Genomic DNA, 21,941 nt, shown 5'->3' with positions numbered 1-21,941 from the left:
CGAGGTAGTAGACGGGATATGTCCTACTCGGCCCACGATCTGTTAACTCTTGGATCATTTAAATCAACCCTCCCTGCCATTAAATCCCTAATGTCGATGCCTTCGGAATCGAACCCATTGACCGTATCCAAGTATTTGCGTCGAGCATTCTGCTCTCGCTCAAAACGCTTGGGATAAAACTCAGACCCCGAAGCCCGCTTCCAATCGCAGAATCTAATCATCGAAAATGCGCGCTCGCTCATAAGGGCATATTGGATACCCAAATCACCCAAGCACATGATTCGTTGCAGCTGTCTGAGCGATATCATGCCGCTGACAAACTGTCTTGCAAACGAAAAATAGGAGTCGTCAGCACGATAGCCTCGAATAACGTCATAAGGAGATGTATCAATTAAGCAGTTATCAAGTAGATAGCGAAGCCCTTCACGCGCCAATGGCGTCGAAACATTGAACTCTCTGTTATTCGCCAGAATTGCAAGCCAATTGAGGATTGAAAACTCCCCAGACTCCAAATCCAAGACCGAAAGGCCATCTAAATCAAGCTCATATCGATTGGCAACGCCATCAGACTCGGTCCGGCATGCCCATTCCATCGCCATTTCCTCATGTGGCGTGCAATAAAACCCGCGCCCATAGTCATTGAATTGTCTGCATTTATCCAACGACGGACGTTCGACAACAACCTCCGACCCGTGCCAAAGCTCCATATCGACCTCCGAATAAAAATATCACCCCAGTGATAGTGTACCAACAACTATCACTGGGGTGATATAGATAGATGCAAACTATTGTCTGCCAAGAGCCCCTACTAGAGGCAGGCCTCGGCAATGCGGCGCTTGAGCTCGTCGATGCCGGTGCCGGTCTGGGAGCTTGTGATAATTACGTTTTCGGCCGGGACGTTGAGTTGCTTTTTGATGGCTGCCGCTTGGCGGGCCTGCTGGGTGCGGCTGAGTTTGTCGGCCTTGGTGAGGCAGACGATAAAGTTGAACTCGTTGCCCTGCAGGTAGTCGATCATGTCATGGTCGAGCTTGCTGGGGTCATGGCGAATGTCCACCAGCGACACAACCAGGTTAAAGCTGCGCTCGGAGTCGAAGAAGTCGCCGATGAGCTCGGCCCAGCGGTCGCGCTCGGCCTTGGAACGACGGGCGAAACCGTAGCCCGGCAGGTCCACAAAGTGCACGTCGTCGGCCTCGAAGAAATTGATATTGCTCGTCTTGCCCGGCGTGCTCGAAACCTTGACCAGGTTCTTGCGGCCAAAGAGCTTGTTCATGATGGACGACTTGCCCACATTGGAGCGGCCCACAAAGCTCACCTCGGGACAGGTGGACTCGGGGATCTGCGAAACCTTGCCGTAGCTGGCGACGAACTTGGCAAGCTGGTAGTTAATGGAATCGGCCATGGATACTCCTTGGTCGTAGGTTCTTACAATAGGGATGCACGATTACGCAGCGGCGATGCAGCGGACGATATCGAGTGTGATGCCGCTCGCGGTGCGGGCGTACTCGTCCAAATCGAACTCTCGCTCGCAAAACGCGTCATATGCCTCGTCACAATTATCACTGATAGCACGCAGCACCAGACAATCGACACCGTTCTTGGCTGCAATATGGGCAATCGCAGCACCTTCCATCTCAACGCAATCGGCATGCGTCGCGTCGATGGCGGCGGTGCGCATAGCGTCGCCCGTTACAAAGCGGTCACCTGTAGCGATAGTGCCAACCAGGAACTGCTTAGGGTCCTTCTCCGCAGCGGAATCGGAAGCGTCAGCATCGATAAACCCATGTTCGGCAAGCACGGTGGTGGCGATGTCAACCAGAGCCGGTGTCGAGGCAAACTCCTCAAGCTCCGGCGCCGACTCGGCGATGAGCGCCGTGTCGGTATCCAGATAGCGCAGGCACTTGCCAATAACCACGTCATTGATATGGAGTTTGGAGTTTAAGCCACCCGCAATGCCCGAAAACACAACGGCCTGCGGAGCATATTTGCTGATGAGATGCTGTGTTGCACCAGCGGCGTTTACGGTTCCCATGCCAGCGGTCGTGGCGACCACTGACAGACCGTTGAGCTCGCCGCTTACAACGCTCAAGCCTGCCTCTTGCGACACATGGGCGCCGTTCAGTTCTTCTTTAATCTGCGCAACCTCTTTTTCGAGTGCACCGATGATTGCGATGGCAGGCATACCATCCCCCAAACCTGTGAAAACTGTTTATCCACGGTATGGTACCAGCATTTTGACTCAACCGCGCAATACGAAGCCGTTAGGCCAACGCAGCGCGGGTATCGTAGAGCGCCTTGGCGATGGCGGCCACGGCCTCACTCGAACGGTCACTCCACGGCATCGATGACATGATGCTCATAATGTAGGTGTCGCCATCGACATCGATGAGGCCAGCATCGCACGTCGCATTGCAACCTGCCTCGCTGATCCAACCGGCCTTGTTACGCACCATGACATGGTCGTCCGCAATGCCGTCACGGATAAAGGACCGGGTCGTAGAGGCCAGAAGGCCCGACAGCCATTGCGACGTCTCGCTCTCGCGGCTCAAATACTCGCTCATCTCGCGCCACAACTTGGCCGAGGCGCGCGGGCAGTAGGTTGGGAAATCGCTCATTGGATCGAGCGCGACCTCGTCTTCGACGCCGAGTGCGGCAATCCAATCCTCGTAGCCATCTTGATCAAACGTTGCACGCAACGCGATAAACGAGTCGTTATCCGAGTTGACGACCGAGGTCTCGATCAGGTCGCGAACCGTCAGCCAGCCCATACTGTAGCCGCCATAGGTGCCCAGAGTATCATCGAGCGATACTTGCCCTGTCTCGACCAGTAACTCGCAGACGTAGAGTACATAGAGCGCCTTGTAGCTGCTCGCACCGTACACCTCGGCGTCCGCGTTATACGTCACGCCCTTGCCGCTCGACAGATCGTAAAACACCACACCCACGTCGCCCAATTCCTGGGCCTGATCAAGGGTATCTTGGAGCGCGGCGAGGCTCTCATCCTCAAGGACGGGGATCTGGTCATCAACCAGTGAGAAGGTCTGCACGGTATCGCCTGAGGGAATATCGTTAAAGTCCGCCTTCGAAAGCCTCGTCTTGAGGCTCGCTGTCGACAGGGTTTGACTTGCGGTGGCTTTAGATTTAGAGACCTTTTTGTTTTGCGTCTGTACCGTTGACGCATCTGAGTGTGCCATTCGCTCCGACGCGTAGGTTTTAGCGGTAATTCCGAGGATAATAACCGCCAACGTTAGCATCCCCATGGCGGCAATCTTCGTCACGCGGATGCGGGCGTCGGCAAGGCCACGCGAAGACGTGCCCTTCGTCTCATATCTGCTGCTATGCTGCGGCACATGCTCGTCCCGCGATGCGTTGTTTCGCACGTGGTCTCCTGATTGCTCCCGTTCATATACGAGCAGCATAATACCGAGCAGGCATTTCTTTCCAAAGATATTCAGAAGCGTTTAAGGTGTCTTTAAAGAAACCACAAGCGTATTTATCCAAATGGCACGATTCTGTTGCGCATCTCACCGCAACCCAGAGAGCAGTCTTTTTAGGACGGGGCTCTTTTAGCTACTTCTCCACCCTACCGGCCCCAAATGAGCTACCCCTAGCCGATGGCGTTTTTGAGTTCCGCGCGGCGTTTTTTCATGCCCGTCATGACGGCGTTGCGCAGCTCGGGCATGCGCGCGGTATCCATCTGCGGAACGCCCTCGAGCTTATAGGGAATCCCCAGCTGCTCATACTTGACGACGCCCATCGTGTGATACGGCAGCATTTCCAGGCCCACCACGTTATGCCACGGGGCAATCAGACGACCGAGTGCCTCGCACTCCTCTGCCGTGTCGGTAATGCCCGGTACTACCACGTGACGGATAACGACCTTGATCCTGCGACGCGCCAGCTCATCGCCAAACGCCAGGATGCGCGCAGGATCGCAACCGGTCAGCTTTTTATGCTCGACGGGATCGGCGTGTTTAATGTCGAGCAGCACCATATCGGTCTCGTTGAGTACGGCATCGAACTTCTCGGGATGCGCGGGGTCGAACGCATAGCCGCAACTATCCAAGCAGGTATGTACGCGACCATCGGGGTTGTTGTGCATTGCGCGGAACAGGTCGGCCAAGAACTCAGGCTGCAGGAGCGGCTCGCCGCCGGATACCGTAATACCACCGCTGCGGTAAAACTCATGGTTGCTCTGGAACTCGTCTATCAGGTGCTCGACGGTCACCATGGTGCCGCCGTTAACCGACCAGGTATCGGGGTTGTGGCAATACGCACAGCGCATGGGGCAGCCCTGAACAAACACCACAAAGCGGATGCCGGGTCCATCGACCGTTCCCATCGTCTCGATCGAATGCACGCGGCCCAGGGCAAACGCGGAGTCCTCAGGACGAGCGTCCATACCCTCGAGCTTCATCTCAGCCATTCCCGCTACCTTGCCTCTCATTGGTTTTAGCTACATAAATGCCAGAGTCATTCTAGCCTATATGCTTGATGGCGAAACGGTTTAGCGGTCAATTTGATTGTCCTATTTGGCCCCATGCAAAAGCGGCGGGAAGGTTGTCGCAACCCGCCCGCCGCCGAGGCAATAGAAATCGATAGACACCAGGCGTTACGCCTTGAGCGTGAGCACCGCGCCGAAGGCGGTCGGGCCGCAATGGCTCGAGATGACGCCGCCGACCTGAGTCCAGGTAACGTCCTTAAAGCCCAGGTCGTGCGCATAGACTTCCATGTCGTCGCGCAGCTCCTCGGAAAGGCCTACCGAATACGCCAGGCCAATGTGCGAGTAGTCAATTTCGCCCTTCGCAACCATGTGGTCAATAAAGGCGCGGGCGCACTTGAGCATAGAGCCGCGGAACTTCTTGGTCGCCACGAACTTGCCGCCCGTTACCTCAATGCAGGGCTTAATCTTGAGCAGATGGGCACCTAGGAACGCCACGTTGGACAAGCGACCGCCCGCCTTAAGGAAGGCAAGGTCGGTAGGAACAAAGCCCAGCAACACGCGGTCCATAACGGAGTTCGCGAAGGCGAAGATCTCGTCGACGGTGGCATCGGGATGAGCCTCGATGTATTTGGCGGTCTCGACGACAACAAGCGACTGGCCCACCGAGACAAAACGCGTGTCCATGGAGAACACGTAGTCGCGCCCCTCTGCCGCGATCTTCGAGGACTGATGCGAACAGGTCGTGGCCTCGGAATACGCAAGATGCAAAATGGTCGCGTCGGGCTGCTCGGCGTGAATGCGGTCGTACACGCGAGAGAAATCTGCCGGCGCGCAGCCGCTGGTCTTGGGCATCACGCCAAACTCGTTGCAGCGCGAATAGATCTCGAGCGGATCGATCGAGCCGTCCTCGACGGTCTCGTCACCAATCGTGACATGCATGGGCACACGCACGATGCCGTAGCGTTCGCAGAGCTCTGGCGTCACATCCGAACCAGATTCAACCACGATTACGTACTTGCCCATTCTTATCACGACCCATCTCGACGTTGACTTTTTAATATGTGACGCACGTCCGCCGTCCTGCTACAGAACGGTCTCCAAGCGCCAAAGAGACGCCGTCCCTTGCACAAAACAAAGGACAGCGTCTCCCTGGAAAACTCCGTTCTTAACTGAGATTTTACACGGTTTATTACTAAGTGTTACTTACTCCGCAAACGGTAGCTATACGCGATAAACGGTAGCAAGTAAGTATCCAGAACGCTCAGCCCATTAGGAGAGTTCCGCCTAAAGGGTGACTACACAGGACCCCGCCGGGGCTGTTTGGGCTACCTCCCAAAACATTCCGCAGGACGCAAGAAGCCCTCGCCGCACGAAGTGCGCAGCGAGGGCTTCTTGCATGTCCGAGGACACCAATTTAATTTAGCGTGGTTCCCTAAAGTGCGATAACGCAGGAGACCCGGCAAGGCCGGGAGCACTTTGCCTCGCAAACATTCCGCAGCCGCGAAGCGGCGAGGACGTTTGAGAGGCAAAGTGCGTAGGCCTTACCGGGTCTTCGGTGGGAGTTGAGTCCCTTTAGAACTTGTTGTGGAAGGTACGCGAAATGACCTCGTCCTGCTGCTCCTTGGTGAGCGTGTGGAAGTTCACGGCATAGCCGGAAACGCGGATGGTCAGCTGCGGGTACTTCTCGGGGTGAGCCTGAGCGTCGAGCAGCGTCTCACGGTTGAAGACGTTGATGTTCAGGTGGTGGCCACCCTTCTCGGCGTAAGCGTCGAGCATGTGGACCAGGTTGTCGGCCTGAGTCTCGGAAACTTCAGAAACCTTCATAATGTGTCTCCTTCAATCGATAGGCGCCGGCCGAAACCGTCGCACTAATCAGTAATCGTTATTGTTAGTATAGCACTAACAATAGTTACTCGCCCAGCTGATCAAGGTCGATATCACCAAAGAACACTTGGTCCTCCTTGCCGAGCGCGCCCGGGATGATGGAGAAGGTGTTGGAGATGCCGTCCTGGGCATCGCGGAACGGGAGCTTGGAAACCGAAGACAGCGAAGCGATGGCGCCCTGGCTATCGCGCTTGTGCATGGGGTTAGCACCCGGGGCGAACGGCTGGCCAGCCTTGCGGCCGTCGGGCGTGGAGCCGGTCTTCTTACCGTACACGACGTTGGAGGTAATGGTCAGAACCGAGGTCGTGGGCACGGAGTTGCGGTAGGTGTCGTTCATGCGGATGTACTCCATGAACTGGTGCACAACGTCGTGAGCGATCTGGTCGACGCGGTCGTCGTCGTTACCGTACTTGGGGAACTCGCCCTCGGTCTCGAAGTCGACGATGATGCCGTTCTCGTCACGGACGGGGTGAACCTTGGCGTACTTGATGGCGGACAGGGAGTCAGCCACGACGGAAAGGCCAGCGATGCCCGTAGCGAACCAGCGGTGCACGTGCTTGTCGTGCAGAGCCATCTGGATGCGCTCGTAGCAATACTTGTCGTGCATGTAGTGAATGATGTTCAGCGAGTTGACGTACACGCCAGCGAGCCACTTCATCATGTCGTTGTACTTGGCCATAACGTCATCGTAATCGAGCGTGTCGCCCTCGACGGCGCGATACTTGGGGCCGACCTGCTTCTTGGAGACCTCGTCAACACCGCCGTTGAGTGCGTACAGCAGGCACTTGGCCAGGTTGGCACGAGCGCCGAAGAACTGCATCTCCTTGCCAATGCGCATGGAGGACACGCAGCAGGCGATGCCGTAGTCGTCGCCATGGTAAACGCGCATGAGGTCGTCGTTCTCGTACTGGACCGAGGAGCTGGCGACAGAAGTCTTGGCGCAGAACTTCTTGAAGTTCTCGGGAAGACGGGTCGACCACAGAACGGTCATGTTGGGCTCGGGGCTGGTGCCCATGTTCTCGAGCGTGTGCAGGTAGCGGAAGCTCATCTTGGTAACGAGCGTACGGCCGTCAACACCCATGCCGCCGATGGACTCGGTGACCCACTGCGGATCGCCGGTAAACAGGGCCTGGTACTCGGGGGTACGGGCAAACTTGACCATGCGGAGCTTCATGATGAAGTGATCCACGAACTCCTGGATCTGCTCCTCGGTAAAGGTACCGTTGGCAAGGTCGCGCTCAGCGTAGATGTCGATGAACGTAGAGGTACGGCCGATGGACATAGCGGCGCCGTTCTGCTCCTTGACGGCAGCGAGGTAGGCGAAGTACATCCACTGGATGGCCTCCTGCGTGTTGGTAGCAGGTTTGGAAATATCGAAACCATAGGTCTCGGCCATCATCTTGAGCTCGCCGAGGGCGCGGATCTGCTCCTGCAGCTCCTCGCGATCGCGGATGTTGTCGGCGGTCATGACCGTCGGGGTGGAAGCCTTCTGGGCCTCCTTATCCTTGATCAGGTAGTCGACGCCGTACAGGGCGACACGACGGTAGTCGCCGATGATGCGGCCGCGGCCATAGCCATCGGGCAGACCGGTGATAATGTGAGCCGAGCGGCAAGCACGCATCTCGGGGGTGTAGACATCGAAGACGCCGGCGTTGTGGGTCTTGCGCTCGAAGGTGTAGCGCTCGACGACGTTCTCGTCGATCTTGTAGCCGTGCTGGCTGGCAGCCTGGCAAGCGATGCGGATACCACCGTTGACGTGCAGAGCGCGCTTGAGCGGCTTGTCAGTCTGAAGACCGACGATGGTCTCCTTCTCGCGGTGGGCGTTATCGATGTAGCCAGCGGGGTGGCTCACGATACCCGTGACAGTCTTGGTATCCATATCGAGGACGCCGCCCTGCTCGCGCTCCTTGAGCAGCAGGTCGAGAACCTCGCCCCACAGCTCCTTGGTACGCTCGGTCGGACCGGCGAGGAACGATTCGTCGCCCTCGTAGGGGGTGTAGTTCTTCTGGATGAAGTCTCGGACGTCAACCTCTCCCGTCCAGATGCCTTCCTTGAAGCCTTCCCATGCCTCCTGCATTGTGTAACCACGCTCCTAGTTACGTATAATGCGGCGCTCTCTCACACCGCTGCTTATTGAATTCTTGAATGTTCGGGTTGCATGACCGGCTTCATTCGCCTTCCATCGCGCGTTAGCACAGGGAAAAACGTTTGTCCACCTTGGAACTGCAACCCAAAACCCAAGATTTCACCCGTTTGAGAAGGATAACATAGCCACCCCCTTCATCAGGGCTGTTATATGTTTCTTTTTTTATACCATTAGGGCGTTTTTAACAAATCCGCAGGAAATGCGAGCGCGAACAACTACCGTTCACCGATTTGTTTGGTATTTTTCCTTGCCTTTGTACGACGTTCACTCTAGCTGTTATGCCAGCTTTAGCAGGGTAAAGTGCCCCAGAGACCCACAGAAACTGCAGGGCGGCCACGGGATTTCCCCCGGGGCCGCCCTGTGGCGTGGCTAGTTATTTAGCTTTGATTGCCGCTTGGCATTAAGCGGCTGCGGCGACCTTGTCGGCCGCGGCCTTTTTGCTGTCGCCGTGACCCTGGCCCTCAAAATGCTTGTAGCACCAGCTGGTGACCAGCGGGGTCAAAATGGCCGTCACGATGGCGCACGCTGCAACCTGCGCCGTAGCCGTCGCGAGCACGGCGCCACCGTACATGGCCTCGTTGACACTCGCCATGGCGGCAGGCGTGGCCACATTGGCTCCGGCGCAGCTCGAAATGGCCGCACCTGCGACACCCGTACCGCCCGTGAACTTATCGACCGCGATGACGGGAATTGCAAAGACCACCGAGCAGATCACGCCGAGCAGGATGCCGGGAAGACCGCCGTTGATGAGCTGGCCAAAGGTCATGGTCGAGCCCATGGCAAAGAAGACGAGCACGATGATGGCGGAAAGTGCCGGAGCCATCATCTTCTTAAAGCTCGGGAAGAGGTTACCCAGAATAATGCCGACGACGATCGGCAGGATGGCGCCCACGAGCGACCAGCCGATCGGAGCCTGGCCAGCAGCGCCGAGCACGATCATTGTGACCGGAGGGCCGACAACGAGTGTGGTGATGGCGACGGCGCCACGTTCGGCCTCGTTGCCCATGGTGCCCATCAGACCAGCGTACATAGCGTTGTTGGCGCCGGTGCAAGCCGCCAGCATCACCATGGCAGAGATGCCAAACAGGTTGTCGTTGAATACATAAAGGATGAGCAGCGACACGGCAACGACCACGATCTGCTTGACAGCGATGATGATGGCGCCGCGTGCAGCGGCGGCAGGCGCACTTTTAAACGAAATCGTCGTACCGACGATGAGCAAAAAAGCGCCCACGAGTGGGCTTGCACCCTGCTGGGTCATGCCAAGCGTAAAGCTGCCGAGCGTTTTGAACAGGTCGGGGAATAGCGTGTTGAGCAAGCAGCCCAGCAAAAGCGGCACCAAAATATTGGCGCCCGGGATGGACGACATCTTAAAGAACGGCTCCTTTGCAGCCGGCGCCTCCACCGCAGTCGATTCACTCATATATATCTCCTTTGGATGCATGCGAATCGTAGCCGCACGCGCCTATGTCAGAAAGAAGGCGACAACCCCGATTCGCCAGGGTCGCCGCCAAACGATTACCGCGGGGTATTACCCGTCCAGGACGATGCCGCCGTCGCAGTCACCGATCTCGCCGTTCACGAAGCTGGCGAGGTCGGAAGCGAAGAACAGCACCATCTGCGCAGGCTCGCTGGCCTGGGCGGCGCGGCCCAGAGGAATACCGTTGATGATGCGCTGAGAGTTCTCGTCAGAAAGGATCGACGTCATGTCGGTAAGCGTGAGCGACGGGCACACAGCGTTGCAGCGGATGCCGAACTTACCGCCCTCCTTGGCGACCGCCTTGGTAAGGCCGTTGACACCGGCCTTGGAGCTCGCGTAGGCCGCGGTGCCGAGCAGGCCGCCGCCGATCTTGCCAGCAACGGAGCTCACGTTGACGATAGTGCCGGCATGTGCCGCCTTAAAGTGCGGGTACACGGCATTCATCATGGTAAAGGTGCCGTTGAGGTTGATGTCGATGGTGCGACGCCACTCGGTGTCGTCGATCTCGTCAAACTTCTTGGTGCTGATGACACCGGCGCAGTTGATCAGGATGTTGGTTTGCGGCAGGTCCGTAAAAATCTGCTCGACGGTCTCGCGCGCCTTGGGCGCATCGGCGACATCGAGCTGATAGAACTTGTTGCCCTCGCCAAGCTCGGCCACAGCCGCCTCGCCCTTAGCAGCGTTCCTTGCGATGAGCGCGACGTGTCCGCCGCCCGCAACGATACCCTTGGCAATCTCGAGGCCAATGCCCTGAGTGCCACCGGTAACGATCGCGGTTTTACCCGTGAAGTCAAATGCCATGACTCCAACCCCCTTGATTCAGATGTCTCCTTGCGGGAAGTTGGAGCATCGCACATGGCGATAAATGAGTCCCAGTCGTCATGGTGGTGACAACCCCTCGCCTAACCGCGGGCATGATAGTTCTTTGAAACGCTTCAGCAATTGAATTATTTTAAGTCTTTATGCGTTCTTAATATTGCCCACTGCATGAGGCCCGCATATGGGGGTATCATCTTCTACCAAAAATAGTTTCTAGTGTTAGGGGTTTTCGGTGAAAGATACCGATTTCCGTGAACTTGGGCGTCAGCTCCTTACCGAGTTCGGCAGTATGCATCAGCGCATTTCGCGCTTTGCGGACAAAGCCCTCAGTGGTGAGATGGCCGTCATGCGCGCCCTCATGCTCGCTGGCGGTTCGCTCACGCCAAGCGAACTCGCCGATCGTGCCTGGGTCTCGAGCGCCCGCATCGCCAATATCCTGCGCGCTCTCGAAGCCAAAGGCTGGGTCGAGCGCGAGCACTCAAAGACCGACCGTCGTCGCGTACACGTCACGGTGACCGACAAGGGATTCCATGATCTCGAAATCAAGCATCGGGAATTCGAGGACCGCACCGCGGCCTTCCTCGAGCAGCTCGGCGAAACAGATACCCAAGAGATGGTGCGCCTTCTTAGGCGTGCCAACGAAATTATCGACCGCAATCAAGAAAGGAGAGATGCCGAGTGAGGATTCTCAAGCTCTTTAAAAAGCATGTCCTGGCACTGTTCGCAGCTATCGTACTTATCGTAATCAGCTGCAACGCCGATCTGGCGCTGCCTACGTATATGAGCGACATCGTCGACGTGGGCGTGCAGCAAGGCGGTATCGCCTCGCCCGTACCTGACACCATTCGCACCGAATCGCTCGACGACCTCGAACTCTTTATGAGCGATAAGGACGCCAAAGCTGTGGAGGCCGTGTTTAGCAAGGCGGATAATAACGGCATTCGAACGTACAAGGGCACCGAGGAAGAGCGCGCCGACGGCGGCAAGATTGCCGACATCGTGAGCCTGCCCGAGACCGTCGTCCTTTCGTTCAACCAGGGCATTGACGCCAACTCCATGGATGACATGATGGGTTCGTCCAGCGAGAATAACAACAACGCCGCCCAGGCCATGCCCACCCCCGAGCAGATGGCGGCAATGACGCCCGAGCAGCTCGCCGAGATGCAGCAGAAGGCCGCGGCGGCGCAGAACATGCAAAAGCAGATTGATACCGACGGCGGTAAGATCACCATGAAGAGCCTGCGCCTAGGCGTTGAAGGCGGCCTAATCGACCAGGGCAAGCTCGTCGAGGGTGCCAACGATATGGCGGACAAAATGGGCTCCATGTCGGGTTCCATCGTGACCCAACGCGCCGTGAGCTATGTACAAAACGAGTACAAGGCGCAGGGCATCGACCCCGCCGACGTGCAGAACGCCTATCTGGGCCGCATGGCAACCACGATGTTTGGTCTGTGCCTGATCTCGCTCATCGCCACCATCCTGACCGGCGCCGTGGCCTCGCGCACCGCCTGTTCCATCGCACGCGACCTGCGCCGCGAGACCTTCAACAAGGTTATGCACTTCTCGCCGGCCGAGGTGGGCAAGTTTAGCCAGGCCTCGCTCATCACCCGCTGCACCAACGACATTCAGCAGATTCAGATGGCCTCAACCCTGTTTATCCGCATGTGCCTGATGGCCCCCGTCATGGGCATCGTCGCCGTCATGCGCGTCCTGGCCAACCACACCGGCCTGGAATGGACCATCGCTGTGGCCATCATCGCGGTCTCGGCCGTCGTCGGCGTGCTTATGGGCCTCACCATGCCCAAGTTCAAAAAGATGCAGAGCTTTGTGGACCGCGTGAACCTCACCGCCCGCGAGCTGCTCGACGGCCTTATGCCCATCCGCTCGTTCAACCGCGAGGAGCATGAGCTCGAGCGTTTTGACAAGGCTTCGCTCGACCTAATGACCACGCAGCTCTACACCAATCGTGCCATGAGCTTTATGATGCCGCTCATGATGCTCGTCATGAACTGCATCACCGTGCTTATCGTCTGGTTTGGCGCGCAGGGCGTGTCCGATGGCGTGATGCAGGTCGGCAACATGATGGCGTTTATCTCCTACACCATGCAGATCGTCATGGCGTTTATGATCCTCACCATGGTTTCGGTCATCCTGCCCCGCGCCGAGGTCGCAGCCGAGCGCGTGGAAGAGGTCATCACCTGCCCCACGAGCATCAACGACCCCGCCTCGCCCAAACTGCCCGCGGCCAGCGCACCGCACGGTGAGCTCACCTTCCGCGACGTGAGCTTCCAGTATCCCGATGCCCGCGCCGACGTCATTAGCGGCGTGAACTTCACCACGCATGCCGGTCAGATGCTCGGCATCATTGGTTCCACGGGCTCGGGCAAGTCCACGCTCGTACAGCTGATTCCGCGCTTATACGACGTCACGGGCGGCAGCATTTCGCTCGACGGTATCGACGTGCGCGATATGACCCTTTCCGAGCTTCGCCGCCGCATTGGTTACATCCCGCAGCAGGGGCGTCTGTTCTCGGGCACCGTGGAGAGCAACCTTAAGTTTGCCGGCGACATGGTAAGCGACGAGAACATGCACGAGGCCGCGCGCATCGCCCAAGCCGAGGACTTTATCGCCGAGCGCGAGGGCGGCTACGACTCCCCCATCAGCCAGGGCGGCTCCAATGTCTCGGGCGGTCAGCGCCAGCGTCTGGCCATCGCCCGCGCGTTGGCAAAAAAGCCCGAGGTCCTGGTGTTCGATGACTCGTTTAGCGCCCTCGACTACAAGACCGACGCGCGCCTGCGCGAAGAGCTTGCCAAAAACGTTACCGACGCCGCGCTCGTTGTCGTAGCCCAGCGCATCGCGACCATCATGCACGCCGACCAGATCATCGTGCTCGACGACGGCCACGTGGTGGGCACTGGTACGCACGAGGAGCTGCTGCACAGCTGCCCGGCGTACCTGGAGATCGCACAGTCGCAGCTTTCCGCCGAGGAGCTGGGGCTCACTCAAGAAGAAATTGCAGCCGTTATGGAGGGAGGCGAGCACTAATGGCAGACGAGACCAAGACTCAGATTCCCAAGCCCACCCGCCAGCGCGGTCCCATGGGCCGCATGGGTGGCATGGGCCGCGGCGAGAAGGCCAAGGACTTTAAGGGCGCCATGCGGCAGTTGCTCGGCTATATCGGTCAACACAAGGTTGCCGTGCTTGCCGCCGTCGCCTTTGCCGTGTGCTCGGTCGTCTTTAACATTGTGGGACCCAAGGTGCTCGGCCAGGTTACGACCAAGCTGTTCGAAGGCCTGGTCGCCAAGGTCAACGGTACCGGCGATGTCGACTTTGCCTGGATCGCCAAGACGCTCGGCTTTTTGCTCTGCCTGTATCTGGCAAGCTCTGTTTGCAGCCTCATCCAGGGCTGGCTCATGACCGGCGTCACGCAAAAGATTTGCTACCGCATGCGCAAGGAGATCGCCGCCAAGATTGCCGTCGTGCCGATGAGCTACTTTAACGGACACAGCAAGGGCGATGTGCTCAGCCGCATCACCAACGACGTCGATACGCTGGGTCAGTCGCTCAACCAGAGCGTGACGCAGCTCATCACGTCGGTGACGCAGATTGTCGGCGTGCTCGTCATGATGCTGTCGATCAGCCTGCCGCTTACCGGCGTCACCGTGCTCACACTGCCGGCCGCCGCGATTATCCTGACCGTGATGATTCATTTCTCGCAGCCGTACTTCCGCGAACAGCAGCAGGTCCTGGGCACCGTCAACGGCATTATCGAGGAGGACTTTGCCGGCCAGAACGTCATTCAGGTGTTCGACCGCGCCGAGGCCTCAATCGAAGAGTTTGACCGTCAAAACGACCGCCTCTTTATTAGTGGCTGGCGCTCGCAGTTCCTGTCGGGCCTGATGATGCCGCTTATGAGCTTGGTGGGCAACATGGGCTACGTGGGCGTCGTCGTGGTGGGCGCACAGCTCGCGCTGACCGGCAATGCCACGCCCGGCGACATCCAGAGCTTTATCCAGTACGTTCGCAACTTTACGCAACCCGTGCAGCAGCTGGGCAACGTGAGCAACACGATGCAGTCTATGGCCGCTGCCACCGAGCGCGTCTTTGAGTTCCTGGCCGCGCCCGAGGAGGAGCAGAAGGCCGACGCGCAGATTCCCGAAAAGCGCCCTGGCCATGTGGAGTTTGACCACGTCAAGTTTGGCTACACGCCCGACAAGACCATCATCCACAACTTTAGCTGCGAGGCACAGCCCGGCCAGACCATCGCCATCGTCGGTCCCACCGGCGCGGGCAAGACCACGCTCATTAAGCTGCTTCAGCGCTTCTACGACGTGGACGGCGGCTCGCTGCGCGTCGATGGCGTCGACGTACGCGATTGGGACCGCGCGGCACTGCGCGGCGAGTTTGCCATGGTGTTGCAGGATACGTGGCTGTTTAACGGCACCATCCGCGAGAACATCCGTTACGGACGCCCCGATGCAAGCGATGCCGAGGTCGAGGCCGCTGCACGCGCTGCACGCTGCGACCACTTTATCCATACGCTCGCCGGCGGTTACAACTTTATGATCAACGAGGAAGGCACCAACCTTTCGCAGGGCCAACGCCAGCTCGTGACCATTGCCCGCGCCATTTTGGCCGACCGCCCGGCGCTGATTTTGGACGAGGCGACATCCAACGTCGATACCCGCACCGAGGAGCTTATTCAGCGCGCCACGGATGCGCTGATGCAGGGCCGCACCAGCTTTGTTATCGCACACCGCCTGTCCACGATCCGCAACGCCGACGTGATCTTGGTAATTCGCGACGGCGACATCGTCGAGAAGGGCACGCACGACGAGCTGCTCGCCCAAGGCGGCTTCTACGCCGACCTGTACAACTCGCAGTTCGACGAAGCGGCGTAAATTCTGCCGCAGGGAACGGATAACACCCGAAAACGGGGGCGCAGGACAACCTGTGCCCCGTTTTTTGTTCTGCGACCCTCAAACCGCCTCCCCTGGGACCAAATCGACGGCCTCTTCCAAGCCGCGTGGCATCATTCCATTCCAGGGCCAGCCAACGTTTGCCCAGATAAAACCTGCCAAAATAAACCTGTCCCTTTTTGGCAGGTTTTGGGGTGACGAGGGCTTGCACTTTAGCGTGCGACAGCGGATAATGCCGAGCATTCGACAATGCACACTTTGTCTTATTTGATTGAGGAGGCCCCGTATGGCCATGGAATTCAAGCGCAGGTTGCCGATCCCCATGGAAATCCGCGAGGAAATGCCGCTTTCCGCCGATCTTACCGCCAAAAAACAGGCATTCGACGCCGAGGTCGCCAAGGTCTTTACCGGCGAGGACGCGCGCAAGGTGCTCATCATCGGCCCGTGCTCTGCCGACCGCGAGGACTCGGTGCTTGAGTACATGAGCCGACTGGCCAAGGTCGCCGAAGAGGTCAAGGACAAACTCATCATCATTCCGCGCGTCTATACCAACAAGCCGCGCACCAAGGGTACTGGCTACAAGGGCCTGCTGCACAACCCCGACCCCGAGGCTCCCGACGACCTGCTCGAGGGCGTCAAGGCCATCCGCCATATGCACCTGCGCGTCATCGAGGAGACCGGTTTCTTTACCGCCGATGAGATGCTCTACCCGTCCAACTACCAGTACCTCGTCGACCTGCTGAGCTACGTCGCCGTGGGCGCGCGCTCGGTCGAGAACCAGGAGCATCGTCTGGTGTCGAGCGGCATTTCGGTGCCTGTGGGCATGAAGAACCCCACCGCCGGTTCCACCACCGTCATGCTCAACTCCATCTACGCCGCCCAGGCACATCAAAGCTTCATCTTCCGCAACTGGGAGGTCGAGTGCGACGGCAATCCGCTCGCGCACGCCGTCATGCGTGGCTACATTGGTCTCGACGGTCGTACCTACCCCAATTACCACTACGAGCATCTGGAGCGTCTGGCCGAGCGCTATACCGAGCATGCCGGCTACGCCAACCCGGCGGCGGTCATCGACTGCAACCACGACAACTCGGGCAAGCGCCCGCTGGAGCAGCACCGTATCTGCAAGGAGGTGCTCGACAGCTGCCGCCGCAACGAGTCCATCTCCAAGCTGGTCAAGGGCTTTATGATCGAATCCTACCTGGAGGACGGCAACCAGTCTGTCGACGGCGGCGTCTTTGGCAAGTCCATCACCGACCCGTGCCTGGGCTGGGAAAAGACCGACTACCTCATCCACGAGATCGCAGAGCGGGTGTAGGTTACGGCGTTTTACCAAACGCCGTAACCGGCCGACGCTGCAAACCCGTACACGCGAGCAATCTGCCTTTCAGCTTCGACGGCATGACCAAAAGGTCAATGCCGCCTCGCTTCAAGGCACATTGCTCGCGTGTACGGGTTTTCGCTGACGTTTTTCGACCTGCATCGTTGCCAGGGTTGGCACCAATGACTGATGCGGTAACAAGCTGCGTCGGTCCGATTGATCGGCTGGGTTTTCGAGGTGCCCCAGGTCGCCGCGAAAGAGGAGCGAAGCGTACTTTGGTACGCGTGCGACGGTTTGAGCGGCGAGATGGGGTGCCTCAGGAAGCCAGACGATTAAGCGTCGGCGTGATTGGCTGGGTTTCCGAGGTGCGGCAGATTGCCCTGAAAGAGAAGGGCATAGACCTTAAGGGTCATGCCCGACGATTGAAGGGCAAGGTGCCGTGCCCCGGGAAGACAGACAATTACGCCGAGGGCTCCTGCTGCGTGATGCAGTGGATGTTTCCGCCACCGAAGACGACCTGCTCGGACTGAACGCCGACGCACTTGTAGACGCCCTCGCCCCAGACCTCGTCGTAGATTTTCTGGAGCGTGTCAACGGCCAGCTGGTCGTTCTCGTCGCCGTACTGCGGGACGATAACGCCGTGGTTGGTGACCAGGTAGTTCATGTAGGAGGCGATCAGCGGCTCGTCGGCAACGCGCGGCTCGGCGTTCTCGTCGGCGTCGATGGTGTCGCAGGAAGCCCGATCCATGAACAGTGGGTTCACGGGCATGCAGAGCTTGTAGACCTTCATCTTGCGACCCTTGGCGTCAACGGCGTTGGAGAGGGTCTCGTAGACGGCGTGGCACTGCTCGTAGAACGGATACTCGGGATCGTCAGTCCAGATGCAGGCCATGACGCCCGGAGCGATGAACGTGGCGACGTCATCGATGTGGCCGTTGGTCTCCTCGGGATCGATGCCCTCCTTGACCCAGATGACCTTCTCGACACCCAGGTAATCCTTGAGGTGCTCGTCCATATAGGCGCGAAGTTCCTCGCTCCAGGGCTCGAACTTCCTCTTGAACTTGGGCCAGATGGACTCGGGGTCCTCTTCCTCCTCCAGAACCGCAGAGCAGGTGCGGCCCGGGGAAAGCAGGCACTGGTCGGTCACAACCACGGTGCCTTCGCCGTCGACGGTGATGGAACCGCCCTCGAGAATCATGTCATCGGGACGATAACGACGACAGCCGGAAAGCTCAGCCATCTTAAGGGCGATCTGCTCGTCCTTGTCCCACGGGAAGTACAGGCCGTCGACAAGACCGCCATAAGCGTTGAAGTGCCAGTGGTTGGCGCGTTTATCGCCCTTGCCGTTGATAACAAACGTGGCAGCGGTGTCACGGAACCAAGCGTCGTCGGTGGTCATCTCGATAACGGTGACGTTCTCGTCTTCCTCAAAGACGGCCTTGCAGTTGGCGTAGTCGGCCTGGTTGGCGCATATGGTAACCGGGGTGAACTCGGCAATGGCGCGGGCGATGGCGGCATACTGCTTCTGAGCCGGCTTGGCACCATGGGCCCAAGTGTCGGTGCGATGGGGCCAACCCATCCACACGCGATCCTGCGGAGCGAACTCAGCGGGCATAAAGAAGCCGTCGGCCTTGGGGGTGGACTCGGACTCGGTAATCGTGCGCATAAGGCTTCCTCCAAATCGAACGATCGCTGTCTCGATCTGTAACATCTAGGGGCCGAATCCCCGTCTTGTTGTTACAGATCGAGACAAACCGTATGGCTCGGGACAAACAATCTCAATCTATAACAGATAGAGGCGATTTTGCCAGCCATATGTTACAGATTGAGATAGACGTAAAAACCACCACAAAGGTGCCTGTCCCCTTTGTGGTGGTTCTGGACTAGAAGGTTACTCGCTGTAGCGGGTGGCTATGGCAGCTCGCACCATTCCGGTGCTCATGAGGTAGGTCACCAGGAAGTAGCCACCGTATGCTGCCAGGAAGATCGCGCAGGTGAGGCCCACAGTGCCGCCGATGCTCATATTTCCGAATATGCTCACCAGCTCGATAATCACCTTAAGTGCCACAAAGGAGTGCGCCAGACCCACTGCCAGCGGGAACAGGAAGAATACCGCCTGCTGCGCCATCACCGAATGGCGAATCTGGCGGTCGTCGCAGCCGATCTGTGCCAGCACACGATAGCTGCGGCTGCCGTCGGCCACGTTGGAGAGTTGCTGGATCGACAGAATCGCCGCGCATGCAACGACCAATACAAAGCCGATGTAGATGGCTAGGTAGCTAATAAGACCGTTCATTTGCGCTGCTTGTGTGTACATCTCGGAGCGTGTGATGAAGATTCCCCACGATCCCGGCTCCTTGCCGTCGACGAGCAGATTGTCGAGCACAGTGTATTCAATGCTCTCGTCTGCCTCGGTCGTATCCATCCCCTGTTTGTAGTTAGCGAGCAGGCTACTGGAATACGGCTGCAGATTAATTTGGGACAACAGCTCGTCGGCAACGACGACGGTACCCGGATTACTGCCCATCGCCGAGTTGGCGATGGCCGCCGTGTCCTCGTCCGACTTATCGGTTGCGGGCTTGAGCGTATGCCCGCCCAAGGTAAGGGCATGGCCGCCAGCCATATACTTGGTGTACAGGTCGACCAGCTCACCGCCCATATCACACGTAAGCAAGTACTGGTCGCGGCCAATGCTCACCGGCTCCTCGCCCATCATCTGACGCAGCTTGTTGTACTGGCTCGCCGGCGTCACAAACAGACCCATCGCATCGGCCTTGCTACCCCCGAACGCCTTGGGAAGCTTTTCGCCCATGGTCTTGCACATCTCACCCGCAGACACCGAAGGGCTCGAACCGCCAAACGGGTAACTTAGATACGAATCGATCTGCACATGCTCACCGGCAACATCGGCGATATTGACCTTCTTGCCGGTCTCGTCGTTGTTGTCCGCCGACTTGTCCTTACCGTGCCATGCGGGGTACAAATCGACCGTTGTATCGGCCAGCACCATGCGATCGGCCTCAGACGAATTGACATACTCCTTGTAGTAGCCGAGCGTATCGGGCGTGTAATAGACATACGTCTGCGACATATCGACCGGCGTATAGCGCTCCAGATTCTCGTTCATCACATTGGCAATCGACATACCGCACGTCACCGAGGTGATGGCCAAAAACAGGAGCATCGCGATGACACCCATCGAAAAGCACACCGTGTTGACCTTGGCCGCAAGCTGGCGCACGATAAACATGTTGAGGCCGCGCCAATACACGCCGCGCAGGCTCTGCAGCAGCTTGATAAGCATGCCCGAGAGTCCCCAGAACAGGGCAAAGGTGCCCACGGTAACCATAGCGGTCGTAATGCCAAACTGGTTCATGGCCTCTTGCAGCTTGCTGTCCGTCGCGGTTAGCGGGAACCCATCACGTAGCAGACGGTAATAGGCCACGCCCACAAGCACCACGCCCACGGCAAAGATGGCAATCGCGATCCAGGGGTTGCGTGTCTTGATGCTCTCGTTGCGACGCTCGGCACCCATAAGCTCGATGAGTTTGGTACGACGCACGGCGCGAAGGTTCAGCAGTAGCGTGAGCACAAACATTACGAGCATGCAGGCAAGGGTCAGGTTGAACGCATGCACCGAGAAAAAGAAGTGGAAATTGGCGATCTGTGTCTTAAAGAGCGAGGCCGTAAAGAACGTCATGAGCTGGGAGAGTCCCACACCCAGCACAATGCCGGCGACAAAGGCCACAACCGATACTATCACGGTCTCGAGCGCCATGATCGTGGCGACGCGCCCGCGCCCCATGCCGAGCACCTGGTACAGGCCAAACTCCTTCTTGCGGCGTTTCATGATGAAGTTATTGGCATACACCATCAAAAAGGCCATGACACCGGCCAAAAAGTACGTCAGGTCGCCGAGCATGCTGCCCATAACCTGCGCCAAGCCCTCTTCATCGATTCCGGCGATGTCGACCTGCATCGAGATGGTGTTAAAGGCATAGAAGACCGTGACGCCCAGGGTGAGCGTCAAAAGGTAGACGAGGTAGTCGCGGCCGGCGCGGCGGACGTTGCCCCAAGCGAGTTTACAGAGCATCGGAGCCCTCACCGCCCATCATGGCAACGACCTCCAAAATGCGGTCGAAGAACTCGCGGCGGTCGGTGTCTCCGCGGCGCAGCTCGGTGAAGATCTTGCCGTCGCGAATAAACAGCACACGGCTCGTGTAGCTGGCGGCAAAGCTGTCGTGCGTGACCATGAGCACGGTGGCGCGCAGGCGGCGGTTAAGGGCCTCCAGGCTCTCGAGCAGCAGGCGAGCGCTCTTGGAATCGAGGGCGCCGGTGGGCTCGTCGGCCATGATCATGGTGGGGTCGGTGACGAGCGCGCGAGCCGCGGCAACGCGCTGCTGCTGACCGCCGGACATCTGGTAGGGATACTTGTCGAGCACCTGACTGATGGACAGGCGCGCTGCCACATCCTGCACGCGGGTCGAGATCTCTGCCGAGTTTGTGCGGGCGATGGTGAGCGGCAGGGCGATGTTCTCGCGTGCCGTGAGCGTATCGAGCAGGTTGGAGTCCTGGAAGATAAAGCCGAGCTCCTCGCGGCGGAACTGCGAAAGCTTAGCCTGCTTCATGCGCGTCACGTCCTGGCCGTTGATGCGGATCGTGCCACTTGTGGCACTATCGATGGTCGACACGCAGTTGAGCAACGTCGACTTGCCCGAGCCCGAAGCGCCCATGATGCCAACGAATTCGCCGCGGTTGACGGTAAAGCTGACGTCGTTGAGCGCGCGGGTCACGTTGCCCAGCGCTCCGTATACCTTTTCGAGATGCACGACTTCCAGTACCGGAGTCGCCATGTGCGTGGTTTGCATACCGAGTCCTTTCTTGCGATTAGTCTACGGCATCTATAGTCGCAAGAAGCCGAGTCGGCTACC

General features: G+C 58.4%; 17 protein-coding genes. 4 read left to right on the top strand and 13 right to left on the bottom strand.

Annotated features, from left to right (window positions below; genetic code table 11):
• Positions 1-23: 23 nt before the first annotated feature.
• The 10 genes from ACTQV4_RS03340 to ACTQV4_RS03295 all read right to left on the bottom strand — a co-directional run bounded on the left by ACTQV4_RS03340 (position 24) and on the right by ACTQV4_RS03295 (position 10,752).
• The gene (locus tag ACTQV4_RS03340) at positions 24-707 is read right to left on the bottom strand and encodes a DUF3990 domain-containing protein (protein ID WP_441054943.1); all 684 of its coding nucleotides are present in this window, start codon (positions 705-707) and stop codon (positions 24-26) included.
• 101 nt (positions 708-808) lie between these two features.
• Positions 809-1,399, bottom strand: a complete 591-nt coding sequence (gene yihA, locus ACTQV4_RS03335; RefSeq protein ID WP_055252447.1) for a ribosome biogenesis GTP-binding protein YihA/YsxC — start codon at positions 1,397-1,399, stop codon at positions 809-811.
• 42 nt (positions 1,400-1,441) lie between these two features.
• The gene (gene mtnN / locus ACTQV4_RS03330; RefSeq protein WP_441540234.1) at positions 1,442-2,179 is read right to left on the bottom strand and encodes a 5'-methylthioadenosine/S-adenosylhomocysteine nucleosidase; all 738 of its coding nucleotides are present in this window, start codon (positions 2,177-2,179) and stop codon (positions 1,442-1,444) included.
• Positions 2,180-2,258: 79 nt separating this feature from the next.
• Entirely contained in the window at positions 2,259-3,377 is a 1,119-nt protein-coding gene (locus tag ACTQV4_RS03325) for a serine hydrolase (protein ID WP_441540233.1), read from the bottom strand.
• Positions 3,378-3,604: 227 nt separating this feature from the next.
• A complete protein-coding gene (gene pflA, locus ACTQV4_RS03320; RefSeq protein ID WP_427718181.1) occupies positions 3,605-4,423 on the bottom strand; it encodes a pyruvate formate-lyase-activating protein in 819 nt (272 codons plus the stop codon).
• Between the two features lie 186 nt (positions 4,424-4,609).
• A complete protein-coding gene (locus ACTQV4_RS03315; RefSeq protein WP_441540232.1) occupies positions 4,610-5,464 on the bottom strand; it encodes a DegV family protein in 855 nt (284 codons plus the stop codon).
• Between the two features lie 549 nt (positions 5,465-6,013).
• Positions 6,014-6,265 (bottom strand): autonomous glycyl radical cofactor GrcA3, encoded by a 252-nt coding sequence (grcA3, locus tag ACTQV4_RS03310; RefSeq protein WP_055252439.1) that lies wholly within the window; start codon positions 6,263-6,265, stop codon positions 6,014-6,016.
• Positions 6,266-6,350: 85 nt separating this feature from the next.
• Positions 6,351-8,402, bottom strand: a complete 2,052-nt coding sequence (pflB, locus tag ACTQV4_RS03305) for a formate C-acetyltransferase (protein WP_427718174.1) — start codon at positions 8,400-8,402, stop codon at positions 6,351-6,353.
• A gap of 469 nt (positions 8,403-8,871) precedes the next feature.
• Complete coding sequence (locus tag ACTQV4_RS03300; protein ID WP_427794436.1) at positions 8,872-9,894, bottom strand: 2-keto-3-deoxygluconate permease; 1,023 nt, start codon at positions 9,892-9,894, stop codon at positions 8,872-8,874.
• 108 nt (positions 9,895-10,002) lie between these two features.
• Positions 10,003-10,752, bottom strand: coding sequence for an SDR family NAD(P)-dependent oxidoreductase (locus tag ACTQV4_RS03295; RefSeq protein WP_427728112.1), 750 nt, complete (start codon positions 10,750-10,752; stop codon positions 10,003-10,005).
• A gap of 250 nt (positions 10,753-11,002) precedes the next feature.
• Here ACTQV4_RS03295 and ACTQV4_RS03290 point away from each other — a divergent pair, with 250 nt between their 5' ends.
• From ACTQV4_RS03290 to ACTQV4_RS03275, 4 genes are all read left to right on the top strand, one after another.
• On the top strand, positions 11,003-11,452 hold the full coding sequence (locus ACTQV4_RS03290) for a MarR family winged helix-turn-helix transcriptional regulator (RefSeq protein ID WP_154514934.1): 450 nt from the start codon (positions 11,003-11,005) through the stop codon (positions 11,450-11,452).
• Positions 11,449-13,815, top strand: a complete 2,367-nt coding sequence (locus tag ACTQV4_RS03285; protein WP_441569284.1) for an ABC transporter ATP-binding protein — start codon at positions 11,449-11,451, stop codon at positions 13,813-13,815. Before ACTQV4_RS03290 ends, ACTQV4_RS03285 begins: the two co-directional genes overlap by 4 nt.
• Positions 13,815-15,671: an ABC transporter ATP-binding protein gene (locus ACTQV4_RS03280; RefSeq protein WP_441031269.1), complete on the top strand. Its 1,857-nt coding sequence runs from the start codon at positions 13,815-13,817 to the stop codon at positions 15,669-15,671. Before ACTQV4_RS03285 ends, ACTQV4_RS03280 begins: the two co-directional genes overlap by 1 nt.
• A gap of 304 nt (positions 15,672-15,975) precedes the next feature.
• A complete protein-coding gene (locus tag ACTQV4_RS03275; protein WP_427748347.1) occupies positions 15,976-17,007 on the top strand; it encodes a 3-deoxy-7-phosphoheptulonate synthase in 1,032 nt (343 codons plus the stop codon).
• Between the two features lie 463 nt (positions 17,008-17,470).
• Here ACTQV4_RS03275 and ACTQV4_RS03270 read toward each other — a convergent pair whose 3' ends face one another.
• The 3 genes from ACTQV4_RS03270 to ACTQV4_RS03260 all read right to left on the bottom strand — a co-directional run bounded on the left by ACTQV4_RS03270 (position 17,471) and on the right by ACTQV4_RS03260 (position 21,878).
• Positions 17,471-18,676 (bottom strand): agmatine deiminase family protein, encoded by a 1,206-nt coding sequence (locus ACTQV4_RS03270; RefSeq protein ID WP_441569283.1) that lies wholly within the window; start codon positions 18,674-18,676, stop codon positions 17,471-17,473.
• A gap of 225 nt (positions 18,677-18,901) precedes the next feature.
• Positions 18,902-21,103: an FtsX-like permease family protein gene (locus tag ACTQV4_RS03265; RefSeq protein WP_441569282.1), complete on the bottom strand. Its 2,202-nt coding sequence runs from the start codon at positions 21,101-21,103 to the stop codon at positions 18,902-18,904.
• Positions 21,093-21,878: an ABC transporter ATP-binding protein gene (locus ACTQV4_RS03260; protein ID WP_441569281.1), complete on the bottom strand. Its 786-nt coding sequence runs from the start codon at positions 21,876-21,878 to the stop codon at positions 21,093-21,095. The genes ACTQV4_RS03265 and ACTQV4_RS03260 overlap by 11 nt, the downstream gene beginning before the upstream one ends.
• Positions 21,879-21,941: the final 63 nt, after the last annotated feature.

The sequence above is a fragment of the Collinsella sp. LCP19S3_B11 genome (genome assembly GCF_052121915.1).
Lineage (GTDB): Bacteria > Actinomycetota > Coriobacteriia > Coriobacteriales > Coriobacteriaceae > Collinsella.
The sequence above is the reverse complement of the archived record's forward strand: the minus strand, read 5'-3'. Positions and strand labels throughout refer to the sequence as shown.

Coding starts and splice junctions, on each gene's coding strand:
- ACTQV4_RS03340 (WP_441054943.1), bottom strand. CDS start 707: ATGGAGCTTTGGCACGGGTCGGAGGTTGTTGTCGAACGTCCGTCGTTG.
- yihA (WP_055252447.1), bottom strand. CDS start 1,399: ATGGCCGATTCCATTAACTACCAGCTTGCCAAGTTCGTCGCCAGCTAC.
- mtnN (WP_441540234.1), bottom strand. CDS start 2,179: ATGCCTGCCATCGCAATCATCGGTGCACTCGAAAAAGAGGTTGCGCAG.
- pflA (WP_427718181.1), bottom strand. CDS start 4,423: ATGGCTGAGATGAAGCTCGAGGGTATGGACGCTCGTCCTGAGGACTCC.
- ACTQV4_RS03315 (WP_441540232.1), bottom strand. CDS start 5,464: ATGGGCAAGTACGTAATCGTGGTTGAATCTGGTTCGGATGTGACGCCA.
- grcA3 (WP_055252439.1), bottom strand. CDS start 6,265: ATGAAGGTTTCTGAAGTTTCCGAGACTCAGGCCGACAACCTGGTCCAC.
- pflB (WP_427718174.1), bottom strand. CDS start 8,402: ATGCAGGAGGCATGGGAAGGCTTCAAGGAAGGCATCTGGACGGGAGAG.
- ACTQV4_RS03300 (WP_427794436.1), bottom strand. CDS start 9,894: ATGAGTGAATCGACTGCGGTGGAGGCGCCGGCTGCAAAGGAGCCGTTC.
- ACTQV4_RS03295 (WP_427728112.1), bottom strand. CDS start 10,752: ATGGCATTTGACTTCACGGGTAAAACCGCGATCGTTACCGGTGGCACT.
- ACTQV4_RS03280 (WP_441031269.1), top strand. CDS start 13,815: ATGGCAGACGAGACCAAGACTCAGATTCCCAAGCCCACCCGCCAGCGC.
- ACTQV4_RS03275 (WP_427748347.1), top strand. CDS start 15,976: ATGGCCATGGAATTCAAGCGCAGGTTGCCGATCCCCATGGAAATCCGC.
- ACTQV4_RS03270 (WP_441569283.1), bottom strand. CDS start 18,676: ATGCGCACGATTACCGAGTCCGAGTCCACCCCCAAGGCCGACGGCTTC.
- ACTQV4_RS03265 (WP_441569282.1), bottom strand. CDS start 21,103: ATGCTCTGTAAACTCGCTTGGGGCAACGTCCGCCGCGCCGGCCGCGAC.
- ACTQV4_RS03260 (WP_441569281.1), bottom strand. CDS start 21,878: ATGCAAACCACGCACATGGCGACTCCGGTACTGGAAGTCGTGCATCTC.